This window comes from Flavobacterium sp. CG_23.5, assembly GCF_017875765.1.
GTDB lineage: Bacteria > Bacteroidota > Bacteroidia > Flavobacteriales > Flavobacteriaceae > Flavobacterium.
Genome location: NZ_JAGGNA010000001.1, coordinates 1,569,065 through 1,595,170 on the forward strand (window position 1 = coordinate 1,569,065; position 26,106 = coordinate 1,595,170).

Here is a 26,106-nt window from a genome sequence, read left to right on the forward strand (position 1 = left end):
AATTATTTTTTACAAATTTCGGCAATAGCTTCCCAAATGCGTTTAGAGGCATCTTGTGCAGGATGCTGATTGATTTTCTCAAACCATTCTTGTGCATTATACACTACTTTTCTAGACTTATCACTTAGCATTTCCTCTATTTTAGCCACAATTTCATCTGCACTGTTCAACCAAAAAACAGCCTCTTTGTTTGGCATAGAACGAAAATGTACAAATTTATAAATATTTCTAACCGACCAGTCTTTATTTACTTTATGCGGCACATCATAATTAATATAACCGCAAGGTTTAGTATGAGCTGCATAATCAAAGACCATTGAAGATCCCAAATTTATTACCATTTCTGTATGTGCAATTGTATTCATTTGCAATGAAATATCATTGGGAGTTGGCAAGATAGCTCCCCATTCCTCCCCTTCTCTGTCCCATTTGGGAGCCAAGGGAACAATATACTCTTTGTATTCATTTAATACTTTATCAAATCGCGTTGAAAAATCAACAGGACAGCGTCTAAAAATGACACCTAGTGAATATCCTTTTTTGTTAAGTTTTTTAATTGCAACTGCCACATCTTCAAGATATTGCGGATCGTCAGGACAAGTAGTACTATCATCTCCTGAATAACAAATATATTTTTTATTCAAATCCAATCCATTCTGCTTAAAAAACTGTTCTCGTGACAATAAATTTACAGTATTAAAATGGGATTCAAATTGGGGGGTTCCAGTAATAAAAACTTGCTCTCCATTAATATAAGGATAATAAAACTGCAACTCTTTTTTCATGTGTTCGCTCCACACGAAATAATAATCAGTTTCGAGAACCATAGTGGCCTTAGGCAGATTATCCCAAGAAAAAATAAAAGTGGCAGTCGGTATTCCTAAATCCTGGGCAGCGAGAATAGGAGCAATCGTTGCAGTATGCCTCTGATTTGTACAAAAAACTAAAGTAGGTTTTTCCTCTTGTAATGCTTTTAAACATTGCTGGTAAAAAAGTGTTTCTCTTTCTTTTTTGTTGATTTTATTTCGAATACGCATCCACCCTTTGTGAGAAGAATTAACTAAAACTAAACTATTTATAGCAATGGTTTTAATTGCTTTTTTTAAAGTATTATATGGCAAAGGAAATCGATAAGAGTCATATACAAGATCATTAGTTTTGTTTTTACTTATATTAAATTCAATTTGTTGTCGCGCACTCTTGAATATATCAGTTACTACATGAGATTTTGAATTATGGATTTTAATCTCTTTAAAACCTATATCTGATAACTTAAACGGAGTGTTGTTCCAAAAAACAACATCAAATTTTTTTTCAATCCCAATTTCATGAAAACTCGAATAAGCAAAATTACGTAAGCCTATACCATCCGGAAGTAAAATAAATATTTTATTGGTACCCATTTTAATTATCTCTAAATTGTTTTTGATGATTAACCCTCCAAATATCCTGATTTGCAATTGATTCCAGAAATAATTGAGCACTATTTCCGTGACCAAAACTAGTATCTGATTGTGACACTTCATTGTAATCAATTTTTTCTAATACCGATGCAATATTCTTTTCATTATAATCAACATTAATTATATCAGCATGTACCGTTCGGTTTTGTTGGCGTGTTCCTATGTTTATTATTGGAATGCCATAATAGGGAGCCTCTCTAATCCCTGCGCTACTATTTCCTATAATAAACTGGCAATTTTTTAACAAGCTAAGAAAATACTCAAATCGTAACGATGGAAAAACCCTAAATCGAGGATTTTTACTCAATTTTTTATAACTCTCAATAATACCTTGGCTGCCTAAATCATTATTAGGATAGATGACCACATAATTATGTGAATCTCCTAATAAAGCTGTAATAAAATTATCGGTATATTTCTGCATCTCATTAGCCTCAGTAGTAACGGGATGAAACATAACAATTGCATAGGAATCGAACGAAATTTGATAATAATTCTTAACGAGTTCTAAGGTAGGTAACGTATCCGAAAACATAATATCAATATCAGGAGAACCAATCGTATAAATCGAAGATTCAATTTCACCCATTTGTAGCAATCTTTTGGCAGCTTCCTGATTCGAAACAAAGTGAATATGACTTAATTTACTGACGCTGTGCCGCATTAATTCATCTACCGTTCCTGAAATTTCTCCTCCCTCAATGTGCGCAACCAATATATTATTTAAAGAACCTACTATGGCACCCGCTAGAGTTTCTACTCTATCTCCATGCACTACTATTAAATCTGGACTAATCTCTTTGCAATAGCACGACAGTCCCTCTATTGTTTTAGCCAGCGTCAAATCCATAGTAGTTTCATGTGTATGATTCTCGAAAGTATAAACATTTTTGAAGTTACACCTTTCAATCTCAATAAGCGTATAGCCGTATTCTTTTTGCAAATGCATTCCTGTAACAAACACAAAAACTTCAAAACCTTGCTGCTTTTCAATAATTGAAATTAGTGATTTTATTTTACCAAAATCGGCTCGTGTACCAGTGAGGAATATTATTCTTTTTATTTTACTCAAAATCTGAAAAATCTAATTGTTCATCATTCTCAATTGCTCTCGTAGCTACTTTCCCAATCAAGTCCTTAAAATGTTCTGCCTTAATTTTTCCGGTTCCAGGACGCTTTACCCAAATATTTTCTGTCGAAAACTTTTCTCCTTTTTTAATGGAGTTTATCGAACAAACTGTTGCAAATGCAAAATCAATAGTTACTTGTTCTTCTATGGCTGGTTTTTTTTGACCACCACGCATTTGCCATATTTCATTTGAGGAAACGATTAGTTCTGAGCAGGTACTTTCATCCATACTACAAATAATATCCGGACCGTTACGTTGCATTGCATCGGTGAAATGGCGTTCCAGAATACTGGCACCAAGTGCCACTGCGCCGAGACAGGCATTATTATTTAAAGTATGATCGCTCAATCCAAAAACTTTATTCGGAAATGCCTTGTGCAGTTGTGTCATGGCACCGAACCGAACTAAATGAATGGGCGTTGGGTATAAATTAGTGGTATGCAATAAGGCGACCGGAATATGATGTCTCTCAAATATAGCTACTGCTTTTTGAACGCTTTCAATAGTATTCATTCCTGTACTCAAAATAACTGGTTTCCCAAAGGCTGCAATATGCTCCAAGAGGGGATAATTATTGCACTCCCCCGAACCGATTTTATATGCTGGAATATCAAATTTTTTCAATCGCTCAGCTGCCGCACGGGAAAATGGGGTAGAAATGAAAATCATTCCCTTGCCTTCTACATAATTTTTAAGTGCCAATTCATCTTCTTCATTGAGTGAACAACGTTCCATAATCTCATATATGGAAACTGTTGAATTACCTGGTATTACTTTTTTGGCGGCCCCACTCATTTCGTCCTCCACAATATGTGTTTGGTGCTTAACCACTTCAACTCCAGCACGATGCGCCGCATCTACCATTTCTTTGGCAATTTGCAAAGACCCTTCATGATTGATACCAATTTCGGCAATGATCAAGGGAGGAAAATCAATCCCAATTTTTCGCCCTGCTATTTCTATAAATGGATTCATTTGTATTCTTAATTGTTGTTTTTTAATCTTTGCTATCTTTTCATTTCTACCAAACTGTCCATCCGCCATCAATAATCAGATTATGACCAACCACATGGGAACTGGCATCAGAAGCAAGATAGACAATGCCTCCTCTTAATTCCTCTTTTTGACTCATTCTTCCTATAGGATTTAATTGTTCGAATCTTTCTAGGAACAGACCATCATGATTATTAAAAATCCCTCCGGGTGTAAGCGAATTGACTCGAACTCCTTTTTTAGCCCATAATGTCGCCACATATTTTGTCAGCGCTATCACTCCATTTTTGCTTACGCTGTACGCAACGGGCTGTCTAATTTCTGTTCCTTCGTAAATTTTATGATTAGGACTTACAACGCCATATAAGGAGGCAATATTGATAATACTTCCGTTCCCTTGTTTCAGCATTTCTGCACCCACAATTTGACACCCTAAAAAAGCCCCCGTCAGATTGACATTCATAATGGCATTCCAATCTTCTAATGGAAAATTTTCGAATTCCTTGTCAAAAGAACTTGTTTTGTTTTGGTTAGTGAAACCTGCATTATTGACCAAAATATCGATTCTTCCGAATTTGCTGATAATTTGTTTAGTTACTTCTATCCAATTTTCTTTAGAAGTTACATCCAATTTTAAAACTTCAACATCAATATTTTGTTCTTTTAGTACTATTGCTTTTTCATTGCAAATTTCAAAATTTACATCTGTGAAAATAATTTTAGCGCCATATTCGTGAAGTGCAATGGCATGTTCTGTAGCGAGTAACCCTGCTCCGCCAGTTATTAAAGCTATTTTACCGGTTAAATCAAATAAATTTTTCGCCATTCTTATTTCTTATTTTGCATTAAAAACTCCACCAATTCAAAATCAAAATCGGTGTCTATATCTACGGCATTTTTTCTTGGAATTTCATAAATCATGCATTTAGCATCCGACCAATGTTTGAAATCATATAGTGCCTGCTTCCTGATCACATATACTGCTGGCGTTAAACTATAAACCAAAGGAGCGTCCTGTCTGCAAACAATTGGTTTTTCTGATTTTTTCACGATTTCAGCATAATTCCCTTCCGTAATTTCCATCATATTAAAATAAGGATTTCTTTCGGGTTCATAGCCTGTTATGACAACATCCACCTTGTTATTTTGCATCATTGCTATGGCACCATCTATATGCTCTGGCTTTCGCAAAGGAACCGTTACATCCAAATCTACTAAAAACTCCACTATATTACCAGTTTTACTTTCATATTCCTCGACTAAATGAATAAAAACATCCCATTTTGAGGCTTTATCAGTAGCTAATTCGTCAGGTCTTTTAAAAGTATTTTTAATCCCGAGGTTCTTTGCGATTGCGAGCATTTGGTCATCATCTGATGAAACGACAATATCATTGAGAAACATAGAGTGAGTGGCACAATCGACAGTGTAAAACAGTAAAGGATTACCATTCAATATTTTGATGTTTTTTTTGGGAACTCCTTTTGATCCTCCTCTAACACAAATGGATCCTAAAATCATATTTTGCTTTTTACTGAATTATTAAAATTTTTGGCCGCCAAAACGGTTTCTAACGAGCTAATTCCCTCTTCTAAAGGTGTCAATCTGCTGTCAAAATTTTCTGGTCTTGCTTTTAAAAAAGCGTCCAAAATAGCTATAAACCGATCGTTTCTTTCAACATTCTTATATTCAAAATAGTACTGTTCTAAATCCGAATGACAGCTCCATTTTACTTCAGCTGTGACATAATTCCACTCAATAGTACCATTATCACCAATGAATTTTGAAAATCTGTTTAATTTCTTTTGAATATAATCTAACGATAGCACCCCCAAAACCCCTTCGTTGGTTTGAATTATATTAACTGAAATTCCTTCGGTTTCAATATCCAAGTGATCAATTCTCTGATTCAATCCATATGCTTTTTGGAAGCCGCCGAGCAACCATGATAAATAGTCGAATTCATGAATTAAATCAAGCATTACGCCCCCTCCAAGTTCTGTTTTGGCACTCATCCCTTCTTTATAATTGGTTCCAATACGCCAATCAGGAAGATATTGACCTACTTCAGCTTGAAAACTAATTAAATTCCCAATCACTTTTTTCCCTAATAACTCTTTTACTTTATTTAAACCTATATCAAAACGCAAATCAAACCCTACATAAACTGACACTTTTTCTGTCTTTGAAAGCGTCATTAATGTTTCAATATCCTCTAAATTGGGAGCAATTGGCTTTTCAACATAAATTTTTTTTAAGCCATAGTGAATCAAATCAATACAATTTTCAATATGCAATGAAGTTGGAGTAGCCACAATGGCTGCATCATAAAAATTGTCACGGTCAAAAGCCTCTGCAATAGTGTTGAAAATCTTGATTTCAGGAAGGCCTTCTAGTGAAGTTTTACCTCTACTTACAACATCAATTGTAATTGAACGGTCAATGGTAAGACAATTTTGTAGATGTCTCATCCCAATAGAACCGGTTCCAATGATTAAAATTTTCATATTATATTTTAAAATAAAAGTAGCCTTCTTAATTCATCCACACAAGAAAAAAATTATTCCTAATTTTATGATTAGTTTTAACAAACAATATATAATTTACCACTAAGAATAGTTCCTAAAATAAGACATCGTTATTCTATAAATATTTGGAAACCTCAACACGCCAAATTATCACTATGGTTTTCGTTCGTAGTTATATATTTAATAACAATTAATCTGATGGAGTCCAATAAATTTTAGTTGGCGCTAATTTTTTATAATTTTTAAATTCTTCCGAAGTCAATCGATTACTGTTTCTAATTATATTTGGAATTGAAAAAACTAAATCTATTGATGCCAAAAATAGTGCTTGCAAAGCTTTAAAATCACCTTTAAAAACTTTTAACTGTAATTGTTTCCAAACAGAATAGAAAAAAACTCTTGGGGTTTTTTGAATTGGGTAAAACAGAAAAAACAAATACCAACCTGCACGAAGTGATCTTTGTAACCTAATTGAGTAATCTATATTTTTTTTTCTGGATTTCATCTCTACTCGATGGTTAACCAACACTTTGGGCAAATAATGAACTTCCCATCCCTTTTTGAACAACTGATAAGAGGCAAAATCTTCTTCGCCATAAAAAACAAACCATTCGGGATAATTGGGTATTTCTTTCCAAGCTTCTATTCTCCATGCATGAGCACAACCCACAAAGCTTTGAACTCTTTCTACTGTCTCGTTAGAAAGACGGCTAGCTGGCTGTTCCGCACCCCAAAAAATTCTAAAGGCAATCAAGCCACATTTAGGATTAGAATCAAAATGAAGTTGAATTAATTCTAATGGGTTTTGTGTTATAAAATGAGCATCGTCATCTAGAGAAATAGCATACTTAGCTTTTGTTTGATTTAACAATGTATTTCTACAATACATGTATCCTTTTGAAACACTATTTCTTTGAATTGAAATATTTGGATAATTATGTTTTACATAATCAAAGGTTCCATCATTCGAACCATCATCATAAATCCGACATTCCAAATCTTCGCGAACTAATAAATGTTCTATGCTTCGCAGCGTGACAATCAAATCCTCACGTCTGTTTTTAGTACTTATTAGAATAGAAATTTTTTTTTCGCACATTATTTTTTAAGTTGAAACCATTATAAACAAACCGTTTTTTTACATTATTCATTCTTATTTTGGAAAATATTTAGAATCAAAATTGTAATGCACAATTCTATTTTGATTTTAGTATTGGCACAATTTTATTGTAATTTCTTGCAATTTCTTTTGGTAGTTTTTTCAACCTGTAAAACAGTTTTGAAATTGAATCATTAAATAAAACCTTAAGAAATATCTTATTCTTTAAAAAAATTAAAAATGAGCTCGCTAATTCACTTTGGGCAAAGCCAGAAACAACTTCCTTTTTATTGTCATCTCCATATTCTATTTTTGACATCCACCCTTCTAATTTATTTCCCATATGATAGGCATAATTATCATAAGTAGTCACTCTCCAATAGTCATATTTCAATGGTAAAGTATCGAGATAGTTCTCAGAGTTACCACCAAGTTTAAAATTAAAGTACGACTGTGTTTCGTTAAACATTTGTTTTTTATAGGTGGCAACAAAATGTCCAGAACCCACATAAACCTTTACTTCTTTATATTCTAAGCCTAAACTGTACTTTAAAAAATCTTTATTATAGCTATTATCCCACCCAATACTTTTATAAAAATTAATTATTCCAGTTACTGATTTTACTGGGATGAATTTTAACTTTTTATAAAATAAATTATCAAAAATTACATTTCCACAATTGTACTTAAACATATTAAATTGAGGAACTATACCCACTACTCCAGCCTTCGGCATCGCTTTAAATACTTTGGCAGTCTCGCATTGCCAATTGGGTAGAAACAATACATCCGCATCTGTGATGGTAACAAGTTCTATAGTATTTCCTACAACACCTTTAATTATAGCATTAAGCTTACCTATATTATCCGTGTGGATGACTTCGTGAATTTTTAGTTGTTTGTACAAGGTGTCTAAATACTCTTTTACTTTAACACAGCTGCCATTATTAACAATACTGATATAGGTTTTATTATGAACTGTAGCAAAAAGCGAATTCAAACAAAGTTGCAAAATAGCAAAACTATCCTTAAAATAATCCTCCTGATGTGGTATGAAAACAGGGACAACTACCTGATGAAGATAGGGCGAAACCTCTTGTATTTTATCTTTATGTGGATTTAAGCCTACACGCATTTTAAATTAATTATACTCCATTAAAACATTCTTTAAGCACTTTTTAAAATTGGCATCACTAAAATAATCTTTAAACGGCTGCACTGACTCATTAGAATATAATCTATCTAGAATAAGTGCTTCTAATTTTAATTGAACATCACTTATATCCCACATATTGGCAATAAAAATTGGATTCTTTATAATTTGTCTTAACTCGCTTCGCTCTGGAGAAACAACAAAAACAGATTTTGAAAACGAAGCTAGAAGAGGTGCTTTGCCAACCAATGTATTGCTATAGATGGGACCATTTTCTAGAATTATATTAATGTCCGCTTCATACATTTGTTCATAGCAGGAGTTGGAAAAATTTAAGGAATCCATAATAATAATGTTTTGGCATTCTTTATATTTAGTACTCAATTGAGTAAAATTAGACGTTTTTACACGTAAGGCAAATTCTGTGTTTTCTTTTATGGAATCATTTTTAAAAACTAATGCCTGATAAGCATCTAACACGACTTCAATATCGCGGCCAAACATCAAACCTCCTTGATAGGATAAGGTGACTTTTCTATTTTTTTTCAAAACTTTTGTCGTATCTGATAATTCAAAAACAGTGGAACAAAATTGATGAGGCAATGTGTAAAATTTTTTTCTAGATCCATACAGAAAACTCATGTCCTCTGACAAATACTGGGATGGGCTCATGCAAACTCGTGCTTGTGACACTACTTTATGCATTTCTTTTAATCTAAATAGTTCCATATTAGTTAAAGTGCATTTCGCTCCTGCGTACCAAAACGAAGGATAGGGGTCATGAAAATTAATAATTGCTTTTTTTAGTATAGGTAAATCTTTAGCCCCCAATACCGTTTCGAAATTTAGACCAGAACTTCGAATAAAAACATGGTCATAAGATTCGTGATTTACTTTTGAAATGTGGACGCCATACGACTTATGCACGAATCGATCATACAAAGAAATATTAAAAAGTCGCCAAGAAAATCGATTCAACCATTTAGTAATAAAAGGAGGTTTCAAATTGATTATATGAGTTTCGATTGAATTTATAGGTAATAAATCTAGACGATCTTCACTAGGATGATTTTTTAAATACAATACATCAATGATGGACTCCGGATACGCTAGTCGCAATTTTGCTACAAAGGAGCGGGAAACAATCCCTTCACTTGTACCCGATACCCGCATATCTTGTGCTATAACCAGAAATTTCATTTAAAATTTTATTATCATTTGATATACAAACATATTATCACTATTCAATGTCTTAAAGCTATGTATCAAAACTTTAAACTCTATTTTATTTTTTCTTTTAACCTCAATATTGGTTTCTCCACTATAATCCAAGAGAGATAGCTAATCCCAATAATGAAGCTCGTTTGAATAATAAATTCTAAATATGAAAATTTATTAATTGATGCGGGCGTAACCCAACTCATTTTTTGAAGTCCCCAAACCCAATATTTGGGAACTATATTATGATACAAATATATCCCATAACTTATAATTCCAATAAAATTTAAAACTTTATTACCGAGTATATAAGTGACCAAAGTATTTTTAGTACTATACCTACAGGATCCAATAATCGTTACTGCCAATAATGATATAGCCAAACGTTCCGAAAAATAAGGTATTGCAGCAACCGTATTATGTATGCAAACCAACAACACCAATGGAAGGAAAATAAGTTTCGAAATTTTAACAAATAGTATTTCATAATCCGGCCTAATTATTTCGACATAGGCAAGTAAAGCACCGATACCAAACGCATTAACACAGGATATTGTTAGGATATTTCCCAATCCATTATAGAGAAAAGGAGCGCAAGTTCCTACAATAATAAGTAATTCTATCAATAATAATATTCGCTTTTTGAAAACAAACAATAACAACAACGGCCAAAATATATAAAACTGTTCTTCGACCGAAAGTGACCAAAGGTGAGCTAATGAACCAAACCATCTATTTTCATTATAATTTAAATGGTTGGCACCGTAAAACACATACCACAAAATATTTTCTCTAAATTGATTTCCAATTATGCCACCCGTTAAATACATAAATAGCAATAACAAATAATAAATAGGAAAAATCCTTAAACATCTTCGAATGAAAAATCTTTTAAGTATTTTCAAATGTGGTATGCGATTCTCCTTATTACTAATTTGAAATAAAAGGCTACGAGAAATTAAAAAACCACTCAACACAAAAAAAAAATCAACACCATAATTTCCCAAAGGAAAAACATGAACAATATGTCCTACAGGAAAGCGATGAGAAAGAATTACAAGAAAAACTGCAATGGCACGAATTCCATTTAATCCTGGTATATATTTAATCATATTTGATTTTCATATTATATATTCTTTACAGAAGCTTTCTTGAAATTTTTATTTTCTCTTTTTTTTCCATTTTATATAAATATTGTAAAAATACAATCGAAGCGGTAATTGGAAATAAAAAAATTCCCATCTCCACTTTTCCAATGTTGATAATTGCAAACAAGACAGTATTCTGGGAAATAATTTATACTCTTTGTAGTCTAAAGCTATTTGAATAAAATAACGAATTATTTCATTAGATAACAATTTCCTCTTTCTTAAATTATCAACTACTAATTCTATGGCATCTGCATAAGAAACAAGACTTGCTGATTTTCGATTACCAAAATCTCCTGTAATAGACTCCTCATGTTTCCTACCAAAATACAGTGCCTTATTAATTGAGATTCCTTTATTTACTGACGTAATTATTCTAGCATATACTTCCCATTCTTCTGCGTATTTTAAATGCTCTGTATATCGATGTTGAATATAACACTCTTTTGTCCACATTACTGCACAAGAATTGAACTGTAATTCATTTTTTAATATTTTATTAATATCTCTCTTGTCAATAAAAAAAGAGGTGTATTCTCTTGAATAGTCAAAATTATAGTCAAAATTTCCCCAAAAAACATCTCGAATATATCTACAAAAAGAAATATCTTTATCAGACAATTCCTTCACACATAGTTCTAAATTTTGAGGATGTGCAATATCATCATCATCAAAGAAAATAATATAATCCCCTTTGGCTAAATCCAATCCGTAATTTCTACTCCCAGGTAATCCTTTTTGATAATACTCTGTTCGTTTTAAGTACTGAAACCGATGGTCTTCTTTTAAAATAGGTTCTAAAAGTTGTGCTGTGTTATCAATTCCACCGTCATCTATTATGAGACATTCCCAATCTAAAAAAGTTTGATTCTGTATTGATTGTAAAGATTCAAGGATATATTCTGCTCTATTGTAAGTGGCAAGAATTATAGAAACTGTTGGCATCGTTATTTTTTAAAAAAAGAATATTTAATTAAGGTTTTAATCGCTTTTCTATCTAAAAACAAACCGTACTGTTTTATTATATAAATGGACTTAGAAAAATTACTTTTCACTCCTGAATCTGCTGTCATTATTTCAATTATTTTTTCTAAAAATAATTTTTCAATTAAAGTTTTATTTTGGAAATTAATATTCTTAGAGAGATTCTCTTTGAACAAGTCAATTGTACTTTCATTTTCAACTATCCATTCAAATGGAATTTTTTGATAGTTTAAAGATTTTGCTAAAAAGTCCATCATTACCACATAATCCTTTTCTAAAAAAAGTCTAGAAAAAGCCTCATACATTTTAACTACATTCTCATTCCAGAGTTGTTTTTTCTCATCATTAAATGCAATTTGATGCGTCAAACTTGTATCATGTTTTCTATACCTATATAGTTTTTCTCTAAATTGATAAAAACGACTATGTGCAACTGCTCTTAACCAAAAATCATAATCTTCAACTAAAAAACAATTTTCGTCATACCCTTTGTTTCTTTCAAAAACTTCTTTCTTATATAAAAAACAGTTACCAATGTAATTTCTGAATATTGTGTTTTCAAAATTAAGAAAATTAAAATCTCTACACTTTTCTCCTGCTTCATCAATGACAATCATATTACTATAGACAACATCAACTCTTTTATCAAATAATGCTTCTAGCATAAACTCAATCGCATCCGACTCATAAATATTATCATCACTAGTCCAAGAAAAAAAATCACCTATTGCTGCATAATGCCCAATATTTAATGCAGCTGGTAAGTTCTTTTTGTCATCATTAATAATAAGTTTAACCCTACTGTCTAGAGATGCATATTTATTTGTGATTGCTAAGGTATTATCAATCGAATGCTCATATACAATAATTAATTCAATGTTTTTGTAAGATTGATTTAAGCAACTCTCAATAGATTGCGCCAAAAATTTTCCCCCATTATAAACAGGAAGAATAATTGATACAAGAGGATTGTATTTTATTCTATGTTCTTGCATATTTCATTATATTATATCCTTTTTTAAAATGGTTTCCTAAAAATACTGCTATAAAGAAAGCAATCGCCTTGCTTACAGAATGGTATTTAGAAATTAGTTTGAAAGCCTCTTTTTCATAAGGAGGTTTTACTCTTGCAATTGCTAAATCAAAAGAAATTCTCATATAACCAGCTAAAAACCAACGAATTAACACTTTATTATCATAGACTACCAAATCATTTGCAGTTTGATATTTTATATTAGCCACTATTGATTGGTATTCAATATCATTTTGTTTATTTATAAAAGAGATGGATTCATTATGCATTCTTCTATGCGTTAAAATTTGATTTACATAATCTCCTTTGACTTCATTCTGCAATACTTTTATAAAAAAATTATATTCATCACCATCGACAATATTTTCATTAAATTTTATTGAATTAACAATTTCACGCTTACCTAAGAAGTCGTCTGTTATCCAACCAATTCTTATTTGCGCAAGGTTTTCAGCAGTTATACTCTCTTTAGTTCGATCAAAAGAATAGGGTTTGTCTAAAAGTGCATTCGTATCATGATCAAAATTTACAGTATCTGTAACTACAAAATCCAATTTCATTTCAGTTAATACTTGACAGGCAATTTCTAAATGATTGCAAAGCATTATATCATCACTATCAAACCATTTAATCAATTGAGCTGTTGATTTTGTGAATCCAAAATTTCTGCATGCATTCGCTCCTTTTTTTAATTCGTTGGGTCTTCTAAAGGCTTTAAAACGCACATCTTTTTTTTGGTATTCTTCCATGACCTCAAAAGAAGCGTCGGAGCTATGATCATCTACAAGAATACATTCCCAATCCGTAAAAGATTGCTCAATGATACTGTCTAAAGTATAGGATAGCAAATGCTGCCTATTATAAACTGGGATAATAACCGAAATTTTAGGAACTGTGAACATTTTTATTTAAATGGATTAAAAGTCGTCTAGCAAATTTTAAGGATTGGACAAAATATAAATTAATAAATAACAATGTAAAAACACTAACAAAAAAACTAAAATTTACTTTATTTATCTTGTAAATAAATTGCTCATAAACGAGTAAGAGTTCTTTACGTTGAAGACGCTTAAATTTATAAATATGTATAAAAATAAGAAAGTTATAAAATGCTAAAGAAGCTTGGTTTTTTTCTTTTATCTTAAAATCACTTCTGGAAATATTTTCCTCGCTCAGTCTAAAATACACTTGAGCTGTATTAATAGAATAGATATATTTAAATTCCGAAAACTCAAGCCATGCTCGATCATCTGAATGCCAAGCCAAGGCATAATTAAAAAAACCATATTGCTCATAAGTACTCTTTTTAAATACATATTCAGACAATGAACTTCGTGTTGCATTTGTTATTCTTCTAAAGAAAAAATCTGTCGAACTTTCGACTATCGGATGATCATAAACATTGGAAATTTCACCGTTACTTTCATTAACACATGTAGCATAACGAATTACTTTAATATTTAAATTTTCGGCTACTTGAACATTTTTATAAAATTCTTCAATATGATTGTAACTAATATAATCATCATCACAAAGTACCATAACCCATTCTTCATCACAGGACAAAGCAATACAACGATCCCATTGTTTCACAAGTGATATACTACCTAAATTATCCTCAAATTTACAGTAGCTGAAATTAATTTTTTCTTCATACTTTACTAATAAAGACATAGGATTCTGTGGACTATTATCATCTCCAATATAAACCTTAAAACGCTTATCTGTCTGATTTGCTAATGATTCTAAGGTCTTTTCAAAAAAAGTGATTTTGTAATAAGGAATAACTATCGCAATTATAATTTCTTTTTTCTCATTTATTCCCATAGTACAAGATAATATCTATATTTCGGCAATGTGTTTAAATATTTTTTCAGCCATTATTTCTGATGTATAAGTGGAAAAATTCACTTTATTTAGTTCTCCATCTTTTTTTCTCAATACATCATCGTTGTAATACAAAAGCAGTTTTTCAGCCATAGCAACACAATCCAAATAAGGCACTACAAAACCACCGCCATTATTAATTACTTCGGAAGTCCCTGTTGCTTTTTCAAAACAAATAATAGGCACTCCCATTTTTCCCACTTCGATGCAGACCAGTGGAAAAGGATCTTCGCGTGAAGTCATCAAAAAAACATCAAATTGCTCAAAATAAGTTTCTGGCTTAACTTGTTCTCCAACAAAAAACACAACTTCTTTGAGGTTGGCCTTTTCCAAATCTGCCTCAATATTTAATCTTTGCAAGTACGAAATATAACCTACCCAAGTAAAACGAATTTTTAGATCTGGGTATTCTTTTTTAATAAATAGGGCTACTTGAATAAATAAATCATAACCTTTTCTAAAATTTACTTGTCCTGAAGCACCAATTTCAAATATGCTATCACCATCAATCAATGAGGAGAAACTTGTAGACTTTTGCGAAACTTTATCCGAAAATGCATAAACTAAATGGTTCTTTGAAGGATCAATATTCCACCTTAAATTTAAGTTTTGCATTACTAAATTCGACACTGAGATAAACTGATCAATTAGTGGTATATGTTTTTCAAAACTGGGTAAATACTCCTTTATTGTAGTATTTAATTCGTGTATATGAGCAATTAATTTAGGACTATTTTTACTGCTCTTTTTAATGGCTGTTGCAAAAACAACAGAAGCAATTGTATTTGCATAAATAATATCATAATTTTTTTTAGCAATATTTTTTATAAAAGCTTCATTCCTACTTCCTTTTCTTAAAACTTTTCTTCTAATGTAAGAATACAGTTTAGGTATGAAGCCTATTTTTAGACTTGCATCAGCATAATTATAAATATTGCTTGTAAATTCAGTAAAATCTTGTTCTAAATCTCCACCCTCTAAAAAAACAACATCAATTTTCAAGTTTTTACGCTCCGTTTTCAACCATTTAAGAAGTAACAGTAAAACGTAGGGCGCACCTGTTCTGGATGCGGTATTAGATATAAACAATATTCTTTTCAATTTATTAGACTTTGTAACTTTTCAGAAAAGTCAATTAACGGATCTTTTTTAATTATATCGTATAAATGTTTTCTAGATATTATGCCCATTTCAATCCAATTTTTTCTATTTTCCCATGCTTCGTCTAAAGTAATATTAATTAAGGATACAGTTGGAGCATCTATCAAAAAACCAGTTTCATTTTGTTTAATAAGCCTTGCAGCATCACCTACTTTTGTACTTATTATCATTCGCCCAAAAGACATGGCTTCTAACATGGCCAAAGACTGCCCTTCCATTCTAGATAACATAATACAAGCAACATTTTTTTTCCAAATTTTATTGTTATCCGATTCATACCCTTTTAAATTGACAATATTATCTAAATCATAAAGCGTAATTAAATTTTTTAATTGAATTTCATTAGCACCAGTTCCATAGAAGTTAAAACAAATATTACGAAATCTCCATTTATCTTGTGCAAGTGCTTTGAGAAGCAACTCCTGTCCTTTGTGAAATGTAGTTAAAGTTGCTACACAGGCCACATGGTAAACTTGCTGCTGATCTGGCGCAACATAATTCTGTTTATAAAAAAAAGGGTTATTTATTTTTAATGTATTGTTTAACAATAGCCCAAACTGCAATTCGATCTTCTCTAAATTGTCATCGGATAAATAACAAACGGCTTTCGCATGAACATACGCCTCACTTAATTGCAAAATACTAGTATCGTCTAAATATCGCAAATCTGTCACTAACTGGACAATAATTACGTAGGGGACTCTTCTAGTACGCAAGTAATCCGTGTATTGTCTTAACTTGCCATCGGAATGATTCCCTAATGAAATAACCACTAATTCAAATGATTTTATGTCATAAACAACTTCTAAATCATTTAATTGTTTCGTTTTTTTTAAACCAAACTTGCTCTTTATTTTTTCTACAAACTGTTGTTTAAAAGTTAAAGATTCAACAATAGGCTTATAACAAATTTTCACTCCACATTCTTCTAAATTTTGCATTTGCTTTGGTGTATTACTCCATTTTTTCACTAATGCCACTACTTGATACTTTTCCGAAAGTTTTTGTGCAACTTCGGTCCATAATACTTCACTACCTCCCCAAGGCACATGGTCGTTTAATGATGTGAATAGTATCTTTTTCAAAATTTTGATTTTAATTTTAGAATGAATAAAGTAAACCGATACATTAAATATTTAAAAATATTATTTTTTTTATAAAAATCAATTAAATGCACAAGTGTCATTTTCTTTTTTAAATATATATCCACTTTGTATTCCTTATCAAAAAGCAAATACTTTTCTATTTTTTTTATAAAATCTAAATGCTGAATACTTGTTTTAATTATCTCCCTACTGTTTTTCAAATATTTACCATGTACTCCATCAGCATGCAACCTGTAAACACCCATAACATCAGAGAGAATCATAGCTTTTTTATTGCTGTTTTTTAACACAGTCAAAACTAACCCTAAATCTCCATAAGGCAGCTCATTAAACCACTTTGGTATAGATTTAAAAAAATTAGCTCTAAAAACCATAGAACAAGTTGCTGTTTTATTTTCTAATATATAATCCTCGATACTTAAAATTTTATTCACGTGATATCCCGGAATAATTTTCGTTATCTCCTCATTTAAAAAATTTTGCTGTTCGACATTATGAAAGCAAATACCATAGCCTTCATTTACCTCTAGAAAATCAACTTGTTTCTGCAATTTTAAAGGATCGGTCCAATAATCATCACCGTCAAAATAAGCAATATATTTTGATTTTGGAGTTTGAAGTAAATTCGACCAATTTTTAGCTGGACCGACATTTTTTCTCTGTAAAATTAATGTTATGAAATCGGGATACTTATTCTTGTATTCCAGAATAATCTCTCTTGTTCTATCAGTTGAACAATCCTCAGCAATAATTAATTCCCAATCAAAATTTACTTTTTGCATTAAAACACCTTCGATTGCTTGACGAATATAGTTTTCATGATTATATGTAATTAAACATACTGATAGCAATGGTGTATTCATTGTTTACTTTATTTTGTGTTTATGTTAAGAATTTAGAATAAATTACATCTTAAGCTTAACTACTGTGTTTCGATTACAACCTAAATACTTTTATTTGAAACAAATTAATTTGATGCTGAGTAAAAAAAGAAAGAGTACCTTTAATTTGATTTTTTTAATTTTTGTCGTAATAAACCAATGCCTACTAATGATAACATTAATTTCATCCAAATATCTAATTTTATTTTTTTCACAAATACATTAAAACGGCAATATTTTAAAGTATCTATTATTAAAATACTACCTAGAAATTTCATGCTGTCTGAATATTTTTTAGCAACGAAAGCTTGATTAATTAATCCTCTATTAGTGTTACATATAGAATCCGAAAGCCATTTTTTATTTAAATTATTTCTAACAACGAACTCTTTTCTACACAAATAAGAATCCTTTATTGCCAAAATATATTTATTTACCTCATTGGGATGGCTTGCACTACCCTCTAAAATCCTATAAACTGCAGTTACTTCATTTAAAAAATAAACTTCAGATTGATAGACCGTTTCTAATAAAATCCGGGTATCTCCAATAATTCCAGTTTCAAGTTCAACTCTAATGGCATCAATAACTTTAAATAAAACTGACGCTCTAAATATTGAAGCGGAAAGGGATATGAATTTACTTTTCAACATTAATGCAATAACGTCGTTACTCGCTTTAACAAACGTAGGAGTAATTTCAATAAAATCTCCTGAAGTTTGATTGTAATGTTTAACTTTACTGCAAACTAAACCAATATTTTCATTTAATTCCAGAATATCAACTTGTTTTTGAATTTTTAAGGGATCCGTCCAATAATCATCACCTTCACAGTAAGCGATATACTTTGATTTCGGAGTTTGTATTAAATCTAAAAAGTTTTTAGCTGGACCAACATTTTTTTCTTGTAAAATTAATTTTATAAAATCTGGATACTTCTCTTTATATTCTAAAAGAATCTCTCGTGTGCCATCAGTAGAACAATCTTCTGCAATTATCAATTCCCAATTAAAATCTACTTGTTGCATCAATATCCCATCAATAGCTTGCTTTATATAGTTCTCATGATTATAGGTAATTAAACATACTGATAACAATGGACTAGTCATATTTTATTTCCTTTTTCGCACATTAAAAAAATACTAGAACACAAATCAGGATACTGCTGACCTAATTCATAACAACCCTCTAAATATTCTTGAGAAATTATATCAGTTTGCAACAAACGATCCCATTGAAAGTTAGCTAAGGCTTTAAAAAAAATTCCTGAGCGACTTACCACTTTTAAGCCCGCTGCTTTTGCATCACGCTCTAATGTATCTAAAGTATAAGTTATGTGATGTCCATGCTCTTTTTCAGCAGGCGTAATAGCTGAATTATGCGAAATCAGTCCCATCTTCACAGCAATTTGTCGTGATGGTGCATTGGCATTAGGGCAAACCAGAAAAAAACGACCATTATCGGATAACCATTCGTCATTAATACGTTTTAAAACGGCAATGGGTTCATCTATATGCTCTAAAACATGAGTCATTACTATATTATCATATTTTGCGGGTAATATTGCGGTTTCAAAGAGTGAATTTATGTACTTCACCTTATCACCAAACTCAATCTGTGCAATTGCAATAGCTTCATTAGATGCTTCAACGCAAGTAATATCATCGAAATAAGGTATAAATTTTCTTGTAAAATCGCCTTTAAAACTTCCTAATTCTAAAAAATTTCCATCTTTAAAAAATGGAATAAACGTTTTCAGCATAAAAGGATGCATCACATCAAAATCGAAATTATAAGCGTATTTATGGTATTCCGTATCTTGCAGTTCTTTATTATAATCTCTATTATTGTTCATTCCTCCTTATTTTATAAATTAAAAAACAACTTTCTGAATCTTCTTTTAAATTTTCGAAATTAAGTTTTTTATATAAATTAATTGCGTTTATACTGTTTTTATTGACCTCTAATTCGATGAAATTGAGATTGTTTTCTTTTGTAAAAAGAATGGATGAAAGCAGCAATTGTTTTGCTATACTTTTTCCTTGATAATCCGGCGTCACACTTACATTAGTTATATACAAAAAACTATCTACTGGATTTAGATAAGCTGCTACCAAACCAATTAAGGTTGTTTTATTCCAAGCTTCAAATCGTACGGCTTTATTAAATAATTTTTCTGAATATTCTTTTAAAATCACTTTCGAACTTAAATACGGTACAAATTGAGCGTCGCATAATTTCAAATGAATAAAGATATCATCGGTAGTTGAACAATTTTGACAAAATTTTATTTCATCATTCATTTTCATCATTTATAAGTTCTGCAAAACCAAAACCATATTTTCCAAAATCATTACCATTATAAAGTAAAAAAACTTTATCCTTAACGCTGAAAACATGAGGATAACACATCATTTCAGAATCCCATTCTTTTGGGTTTTCAGAAATTGTAATCCCTGACAAACTATCGTTTCTTGTCCAATGAATTAAGTCCGATGAATAAGCGTATCCTAATTTATAACTTCTTTTTGAATTATCCCTAAAATCTGTTGCTTCTCTGAAACAAAAATACATATGATACGTATTCCCGATTTTAATTACTGTAGGCAAAGCCTGGCATTCATTTTGGTTTAAGACATCTGCAATAATTTGTTTGCCTTCTTCTTTTTGCCAATTTAATAAATCCTTTGAAATTGCATGACCTATTTTATAAACTCTAGCTACAGGTTCGCTTTCTGTTTTTGGTATCCATTTTGTACCAAAAATGTACCACATATGGTACATCTCATTATATTTTTGAACAAATCCATCGCCAACCAAAACTGGCTCTTTCAATGATGATGATAAGATCGGCCCATTTCCTAAACGTTGAAAAGTTTTTCCATTATCATTGCTCTGCGTAATTCCAATGGATGTCTCAACTGGAACAGAAATTCTTCGGTTCCATCCGCAGGTAAAGGCATAGATTTTATCATCTTCTTTAAAGGGATTTATAGGAAATATTCCGTGTTCATCAAAAGTTCCTAATTCACCCAAGCCAATCACCTCATTTTCTGAAAACAAAATAATTTTTTCCAAGTTTAGATCCATGTCAATATAAGAAATCAGACTTAAATACGCTCCTTTAGCATCTCGTTTTCTTGTAGAGAAATATATTCTCACAAAATCATCAAACACTATTGTTTGTGGCGATTGTGCGAATTCTGTACACCCATTGCCCAAGTGAATTTGAGTTGGATCAATAATTTTCCCTCTTTTTTTCCAAATCATAGCAATTCATTTTCTAAAACAGCCACTCCAAATCCTTGCTTCCCTACATGATTTCCTAAATAAAACATATACGTATTTCCGTTTAATTCAAAAACATGCGGATAACTAATCATTTCACTATCCCAACCTTCTTCAGAGACATCAATACCAACATGTTCATCGTTTCTATTCCAGTTGATTAAGTCTATTGACGAAGCATAACCAATACGATAACCATTTTCTTTTCCTCTATAATTTTTACTTCCTCGGTAACAGAAAAACATATGATATTTTCCGTTCTTATAAATTACATCTGGGCTGGCTTGCGCTTCATCTTCTCCTATTTCACTAGTTATTAAGTCGATGTCTACCTTTTTAAAACTAATTCCGTCATCAGAAATTGCAAGACGTATTTTATAAATTGGCTCCGGCTTTCCATTGTCTAAAATCCATTTATTTCCTGCAATATAAAACAAATACCATTTATTATTAAATCTCCTGATCTTTGGACCACTAATTACAAAGGGTTCATTTTGAGAATAAGAAATAATGGGACCGCTTCCGATTTTTTCAAATTGTTCTCCATTGTTGCTTTTTGCAAAACCTATCGCAACATTAAAAGGAACCGATTCACAACGAGTCCAACCAGCATAATAAGCCCAATATTCTTCCTCATTTTTAATCACAGAAACCGGATAGGTACCAAATTCATCAAAAGTTCCCAATGCACCTAATTTAAAAATAGGTTGTTGTGCTATTTTTAAAACACAAAAATTCTCGTCTAAATCGACGTATGCTGAATAACTTACGTATTGTCCGTTTTCATCGGGTTTTGGTCGACAAGAAAAATATACCTTGATGTAACCGTCAAAATGAAGCACATGAGGTGCTTGTGCAAACTCATTCATCCAGTCCGGAGTATTTTGTTCAGAGGGATTGAAAACCAATCCTAATTTTCTCCATTTTAATTGCGACATAATAGCCTTAAATTAGTATAAACTCGTTGTTTATGAATTTCTTGATAGTATCATTTGAGTTAAACATCATCACATCAATGATAGATAAAAAAGTTATGAATTCACTATCAAATTGTTTGTAAATGAACGAATTTGTTTTTATAAAATTTAAGACAATACCATTCTTCGAAAAGTCTTCTTTAGAATATAATCCTAATCCTCCTATTGTATTTATATATTGCTCCGCTGTTAGGAACTTGCAAATTTCCATTACCTTTTCAGAAGATTTTAAATTATGATTAATATCTAATTCAGAAGAAACAACAACTTCAGTGTTAATATCAAATCTTTTACAAAGTTTAGTCAGCGAATGATAAATAAAGTCAAATAAATTAATCGCATCGAATTCCATACATTCTTCCATTAAAGGAATAACCTCGTCAAAGTAAGGTGCTTTCCTATAGTTAGCTTTTACTTTATTGAGTAATTTTAATTTATCTTTTTCCCAAGTTTCTGACAAAACCCGTTGATTAATATGCAGATAATCGGAGCTCTTTTTTATAGGTAAGCTTATAATTTCATCTTTTCCGTTTACTAAAATTCGATTTCTATTAATCCATCCTTTTTTTGTGTATTCAATGTTGTCATAAATAACAAAAACATCCACCATATTGATTAATTGAAAGTAACCTATATAAGGTAAAAAATAAGGCTGCATAATAGCCACTTTCATTTCAGAATCGTATTTATGATAGAAACTATTGATTCTAAATTTGATTCTTCCAGTCCAACATATAACGGCAAACAAAGAACTCTCGAAGCGACGCTTTCAGAAATTGGCATTACATCTCCTTTGGCATACTCTATGGTATTCAAGGATGGATAAAAATAACGTCTTGGGAAAATCTGATTTTCATTTAAGTTTTGTTGAACTTGTAGCAATACCTTTTCATCTTCAAAAATTACAGGATAATAACTATAATTCCATCGTGTCTTTGCTCTAATTTTTAACGATTGCAGTTTTAAAAAGTTAAGGTTTTGATTGTAATAATCTGTTACTTTCTTTCTTTCCGTTAAAATTGCTCCCATATAGGGAAAAACCGACAATCCCATTGCGGCTTGTAATTCCGACATTTTAGCATTAATTCCGACACCATAAAAAGCCAAAGGTCCGTTATGACCAAAATTATGGCTATAAAACATTTCGTGATATAAGTTAGCATCATTGGCAAACATAGCCCCACCTTCCCCTGTATGAAACAATTTGGTGGCGTGAAAACTGCAAGTACTTATATCGCCATAAGAAAATAACGATTGCCCATTATAAGTTACGCCAAAAGCATGAGCGGCATCATAAATCACCTTCAAATTATGCTTTTTCGCAATCGCTTCGATCGCTTCAATAGCACAAGGATTTCCAAAAACGTGCGTCGCTAAAATAGCTGTTGTTTTATTCGTAATAGCTGCTTCAATCTTTGTTTCATCAATAGTGAGATATTCTGGATGAATATCTACAAAAACAGGTGTACAATTTTCCCAAACTATTGCTGCTGTCGTAGCCACATAGCTAAAGGGTGTGGTTATTATTTCGCCTTTCTTGCCTAATAATTTTAAAGCTATTTGCAATGGTATGGTACCATTAGTAGTACTAATAATATTGGAAGTATTGAGATATTCTTTTAATTTAGTTTCTAATTCTATGGCTAGCGGGCCACGATTCGTTATCCATTTCTGATCCCAAGCACGCTGTATTTGCTTCGTATATTCTTCAATGGGCGGCAAAAAAGTCTTCGTTACGTTTATCATTATAACAGTACTTGTGAATCAATTATTCCGTTTTTTTTTATAAATACCAATTCTACCAACCATAAAACCTGGGTTTGTAAAGGCCTGTTCATATCGGTTATCTCAAACAAGCGATATCCATTTTCATCCATAAAGTTAATCATTTTCAAAAAACTATTGTCAAATTCTTTAATTACTACTCCTGCTTCTACCATAAAGACTTCGGTTTTACCAAAGAAGCGAGTTGCTCCTTTCAACACCTCGATATCTAATCCTTCGGCGTCAATTTTTATAATATCCGGCACGGGCAATTTACTTTCTGCCAATAATGCATTCAAAGTGACCACAGGAATTTCAATTTGCTTGAATCCTAATGCTTCTGCTTCTGCTGGGCTATATCTAAAAGAGCAACTGTCATCTCTATCCACTATCGTAAATTGAAAAGATCCTTCTTTCGCACCTGCTCCAACGGGATGAAACTGAACTTTAGCATTGGTATCTAAAATATCCTGAAAGGAATCTTTTAACCAATGTTGGGGTTCTAACAATGTATAATATGCCTCTGGAAAATATGTTAATACTTCCCTTGTCCAAGTTCCGTGATTAGCGCCAACATCCACAATATGTTTTGGGGTAAACCCTATTACTTTTAGATTATTAAATAATATACTCAATAACTTGTTTTTATTAAACTTATCGACAGGGCTTTTTTGAATACTATTTCCTCTAATATATCCTAGCTTTGTTACAAAGGGATTTATTAGTTTAATCAGGACTTTTTTTATTGTTTTTTTCAAGATTTTATTTTTATGCCTTATTAAATTTGATCCCATGTAAAAATAGGCTTTATAAAACCGGGTTCTTTTCCCAGCCAAGCTCCTATTTCCCTATGCCCCTCTTGAACCGTAAAATTCATAATATCAGATTCCTTAAAGAGTGTTCTTTTAGCATCTTCGATAATATATAAATCCATGAAATAATTTCCAATGTTCAAAAACCCTTTTGGGAAAATGCATTTTAGATTATTCTCCCCATTTACTAATTTCATATCGGAATAAACATTAGAAAAGGTAAACAAAGCGTCTCCTTCATCTCCTTTTATTACGTACGTTAAATGCAATCTTTCTGCATTTTCTTTAATGATAATTCTAGTATTAAATTCGATTTCTTGTTCTTCATCTAAATTATCGTCCGATGATTTATCTTTTGGATTTATAAAAATTTCTTGCAATTTAAACGTTTTAAAATCGTAATTATCCCCAAATTTTTTATGATTTAAACTTTCTGAATCGCCGCTTAAATAATTAGCAACTGCATTTACTATATTTCCTTCAAAAACAGTTGATCCATTTTTTAAAACCAACCCTTTCGTACACAAACTCTTCACTGCTGCCATATTATGACTCACAAACAAAACCGTTCTTCCTTCTCCTTTAGAAATATCCTGCATCTTCCCAATGGCTTTTTTCTGGAACTCGGCATCGCCCACTGCCAAAACCTCGTCAATCACCAAAATCTCCGGTTCTAGAAATGCGGCTACGGCAAAAGCCAAACGCACGGTCATACCGGAACTGTAGCGTTTTACCGGCGTATCTATATAGCGCTCACAACCCGAGAAATCAATGATTTCGTCGAGTTTTGAGGTGATTTCTTTTTTGGTCATGCCCAGAATGGCTCCGTTTAAGAAGATGTTTTCCCGGCCGGTCATTTCGCCATTAAATCCTGTTCCTACTTCGAGCAAAGAAGCAATGCGCCCTCTAGATTTTATAATTCCTGTTGTGGGTGCAGTTACTTTTGATAATATTTTGAGTAAGGTAGATTTTCCCGCTCCGTTTTTACCAATGATGCCTAAAACTTCACCCCGTTCTACTTCAAAATTAATGTCCTGTAATGCCCACACATAATCGCTGCTACCTTTCTTACTGCGATCATTAACATCACCTATTTTCAAATAAGGATTTTCCTTGCCGCGCACCTGATACCACCACCGGTTCAAGTCGTGACTCAGCGTACCGGTACCCACTTGTCCCAGGCGGTATTGCTTGGAGATGTTTTCGGCTTTTAGGATAATATTTTTACTCATTATATTTATTCGTTATTCTATTTTCGCAAATTGATGCTCGCGAATCAATCTTTAGGATTCGCTACTGAAGCTTTACTTCTCAGGAGAACAGAATTATCTAAAAACCCGGCTACCGCTTCGCATTCTAAATCCCAATAAACATTGACATCAGAGACTAAACTTATTTATTTTATTAGTTGCGACAATCTCTCTTTTAAAAGCACTTGTTTAACTGCCCCTCTTTCGGAGGGTCCCGTTTGCTATCGGGAG

Annotated in this window: 26 protein-coding genes; all 26 read right to left on the reverse strand. The window is 31.7% G+C overall.

Annotated features, from left to right (window positions below; translation table 11 throughout):
- Positions 1–2: 2 nt before the first annotated feature.
- A complete protein-coding gene (locus tag H4V97_RS06705) occupies positions 3–1,403 on the reverse strand; it encodes a UDP-glycosyltransferase (RefSeq protein WP_209549279.1) in 1,401 nt (466 codons plus the stop codon).
- A gap of 1 nt (position 1,404) precedes the next feature.
- The gene (neuC, locus tag H4V97_RS06710) at positions 1,405–2,526 is read right to left on the reverse strand and encodes a UDP-N-acetylglucosamine 2-epimerase (protein WP_209550284.1); all 1,122 of its coding nucleotides are present in this window, start codon (positions 2,524–2,526) and stop codon (positions 1,405–1,407) included.
- A gap of 1 nt (position 2,527) precedes the next feature.
- Positions 2,528–3,568, reverse strand: a complete 1,041-nt coding sequence (locus H4V97_RS06715; protein ID WP_209549280.1) for an N-acetylneuraminate synthase family protein — start codon at positions 3,566–3,568, stop codon at positions 2,528–2,530.
- Between the two features lie 46 nt (positions 3,569–3,614).
- Positions 3,615–4,412, reverse strand: coding sequence for an SDR family oxidoreductase (locus H4V97_RS06720; RefSeq protein WP_209549281.1), 798 nt, complete (start codon positions 4,410–4,412; stop codon positions 3,615–3,617).
- A 2-nt stretch (positions 4,413–4,414) separates the two neighbouring features.
- Positions 4,415–5,107, reverse strand: a complete 693-nt coding sequence (locus H4V97_RS06725) for a cytidylyltransferase domain-containing protein (protein ID WP_209549282.1) — start codon at positions 5,105–5,107, stop codon at positions 4,415–4,417.
- Positions 5,104–6,093, reverse strand: coding sequence for a Gfo/Idh/MocA family protein (locus H4V97_RS06730; protein WP_209549283.1), 990 nt, complete (start codon positions 6,091–6,093; stop codon positions 5,104–5,106). Before H4V97_RS06730 ends, H4V97_RS06725 begins: the two co-directional genes overlap by 4 nt.
- Before the next feature lie 211 nt (positions 6,094–6,304).
- Positions 6,305–7,213, reverse strand: coding sequence for a glycosyltransferase (locus H4V97_RS06735; RefSeq protein ID WP_245345205.1), 909 nt, complete (start codon positions 7,211–7,213; stop codon positions 6,305–6,307).
- Between the two features lie 97 nt (positions 7,214–7,310).
- Positions 7,311–8,348: a glycosyltransferase family A protein gene (locus H4V97_RS06740; protein ID WP_209549284.1), complete on the reverse strand. Its 1,038-nt coding sequence runs from the start codon at positions 8,346–8,348 to the stop codon at positions 7,311–7,313.
- A 6-nt stretch (positions 8,349–8,354) separates the two neighbouring features.
- Positions 8,355–9,566 carry a hypothetical protein gene (locus H4V97_RS06745; protein WP_209549285.1) on the reverse strand — a complete coding sequence of 404 codons (1,212 nt, stop codon included), beginning with the start codon at positions 9,564–9,566 and terminating at the stop codon, positions 8,355–8,357.
- A gap of 80 nt (positions 9,567–9,646) precedes the next feature.
- The gene (locus tag H4V97_RS06750) at positions 9,647–10,696 is read right to left on the reverse strand and encodes an acyltransferase family protein (protein ID WP_209549286.1); all 1,050 of its coding nucleotides are present in this window, start codon (positions 10,694–10,696) and stop codon (positions 9,647–9,649) included.
- Positions 10,697–10,744: 48 nt separating this feature from the next.
- Entirely contained in the window at positions 10,745–11,677 is a 933-nt protein-coding gene (locus H4V97_RS06755) for a glycosyltransferase family 2 protein (RefSeq protein ID WP_209549287.1), read from the reverse strand.
- A gap of 2 nt (positions 11,678–11,679) precedes the next feature.
- A complete protein-coding gene (locus H4V97_RS06760) occupies positions 11,680–12,711 on the reverse strand; it encodes a glycosyltransferase family 2 protein (protein ID WP_209549288.1) in 1,032 nt (343 codons plus the stop codon).
- A complete protein-coding gene (locus H4V97_RS06765) occupies positions 12,698–13,651 on the reverse strand; it encodes a glycosyltransferase family 2 protein (RefSeq protein ID WP_209549289.1) in 954 nt (317 codons plus the stop codon). Before H4V97_RS06765 ends, H4V97_RS06760 begins: the two co-directional genes overlap by 14 nt.
- On the reverse strand, positions 13,635–14,576 hold the full coding sequence (locus tag H4V97_RS06770; RefSeq protein ID WP_209549290.1) for a glycosyltransferase family 2 protein: 942 nt from the start codon (positions 14,574–14,576) through the stop codon (positions 13,635–13,637). Before H4V97_RS06770 ends, H4V97_RS06765 begins: the two co-directional genes overlap by 17 nt.
- Positions 14,577–14,591: 15 nt before the next feature.
- Positions 14,592–15,737: a glycosyltransferase family 4 protein gene (locus tag H4V97_RS06775; RefSeq protein WP_209549291.1), complete on the reverse strand. Its 1,146-nt coding sequence runs from the start codon at positions 15,735–15,737 to the stop codon at positions 14,592–14,594.
- Positions 15,734–16,882, reverse strand: coding sequence for a glycosyltransferase (locus tag H4V97_RS06780; RefSeq protein ID WP_209549292.1), 1,149 nt, complete (start codon positions 16,880–16,882; stop codon positions 15,734–15,736). The genes H4V97_RS06775 and H4V97_RS06780 overlap by 4 nt, the downstream gene beginning before the upstream one ends.
- Complete coding sequence (locus tag H4V97_RS06785; RefSeq protein ID WP_209549293.1) at positions 16,879–17,766, reverse strand: glycosyltransferase; 888 nt, start codon at positions 17,764–17,766, stop codon at positions 16,879–16,881. Before H4V97_RS06785 ends, H4V97_RS06780 begins: the two co-directional genes overlap by 4 nt.
- A 140-nt stretch (positions 17,767–17,906) precedes the next feature.
- On the reverse strand, positions 17,907–18,893 hold the full coding sequence (locus H4V97_RS06790) for a glycosyltransferase (protein WP_209549294.1): 987 nt from the start codon (positions 18,891–18,893) through the stop codon (positions 17,907–17,909).
- A complete protein-coding gene (locus tag H4V97_RS06795; protein ID WP_209549295.1) occupies positions 18,890–19,639 on the reverse strand; it encodes a class I SAM-dependent methyltransferase in 750 nt (249 codons plus the stop codon). Before H4V97_RS06795 ends, H4V97_RS06790 begins: the two co-directional genes overlap by 4 nt.
- On the reverse strand, positions 19,629–20,087 hold the full coding sequence (locus H4V97_RS06800; protein ID WP_209549296.1) for a GNAT family N-acetyltransferase: 459 nt from the start codon (positions 20,085–20,087) through the stop codon (positions 19,629–19,631). The genes H4V97_RS06795 and H4V97_RS06800 overlap by 11 nt, the downstream gene beginning before the upstream one ends.
- On the reverse strand, positions 20,080–21,054 hold the full coding sequence (locus H4V97_RS06805) for a hypothetical protein (RefSeq protein ID WP_209549297.1): 975 nt from the start codon (positions 21,052–21,054) through the stop codon (positions 20,080–20,082). The genes H4V97_RS06800 and H4V97_RS06805 overlap by 8 nt, the downstream gene beginning before the upstream one ends.
- On the reverse strand, positions 21,051–22,010 hold the full coding sequence (locus H4V97_RS06810) for a hypothetical protein (protein WP_209549298.1): 960 nt from the start codon (positions 22,008–22,010) through the stop codon (positions 21,051–21,053). The genes H4V97_RS06805 and H4V97_RS06810 overlap by 4 nt, the downstream gene beginning before the upstream one ends.
- A 7-nt stretch (positions 22,011–22,017) precedes the next feature.
- The gene (locus H4V97_RS06815; RefSeq protein WP_209549299.1) at positions 22,018–22,722 is read right to left on the reverse strand and encodes a WbqC family protein; all 705 of its coding nucleotides are present in this window, start codon (positions 22,720–22,722) and stop codon (positions 22,018–22,020) included.
- On the reverse strand, positions 22,719–23,795 hold the full coding sequence (locus tag H4V97_RS06820; RefSeq protein ID WP_209549300.1) for a DegT/DnrJ/EryC1/StrS family aminotransferase: 1,077 nt from the start codon (positions 23,793–23,795) through the stop codon (positions 22,719–22,721). Before H4V97_RS06820 ends, H4V97_RS06815 begins: the two co-directional genes overlap by 4 nt.
- Positions 23,795–24,571: an FkbM family methyltransferase gene (locus tag H4V97_RS06825; protein WP_245345206.1), complete on the reverse strand. Its 777-nt coding sequence runs from the start codon at positions 24,569–24,571 to the stop codon at positions 23,795–23,797. Before H4V97_RS06825 ends, H4V97_RS06820 begins: the two co-directional genes overlap by 1 nt.
- 20 nt (positions 24,572–24,591) lie before the next feature.
- Complete coding sequence (locus H4V97_RS06830) at positions 24,592–25,857, reverse strand: polysaccharide ABC transporter ATP-binding protein (protein WP_209549302.1); 1,266 nt, start codon at positions 25,855–25,857, stop codon at positions 24,592–24,594.
- Positions 25,858–26,106 lie beyond the last annotated feature (249 nt).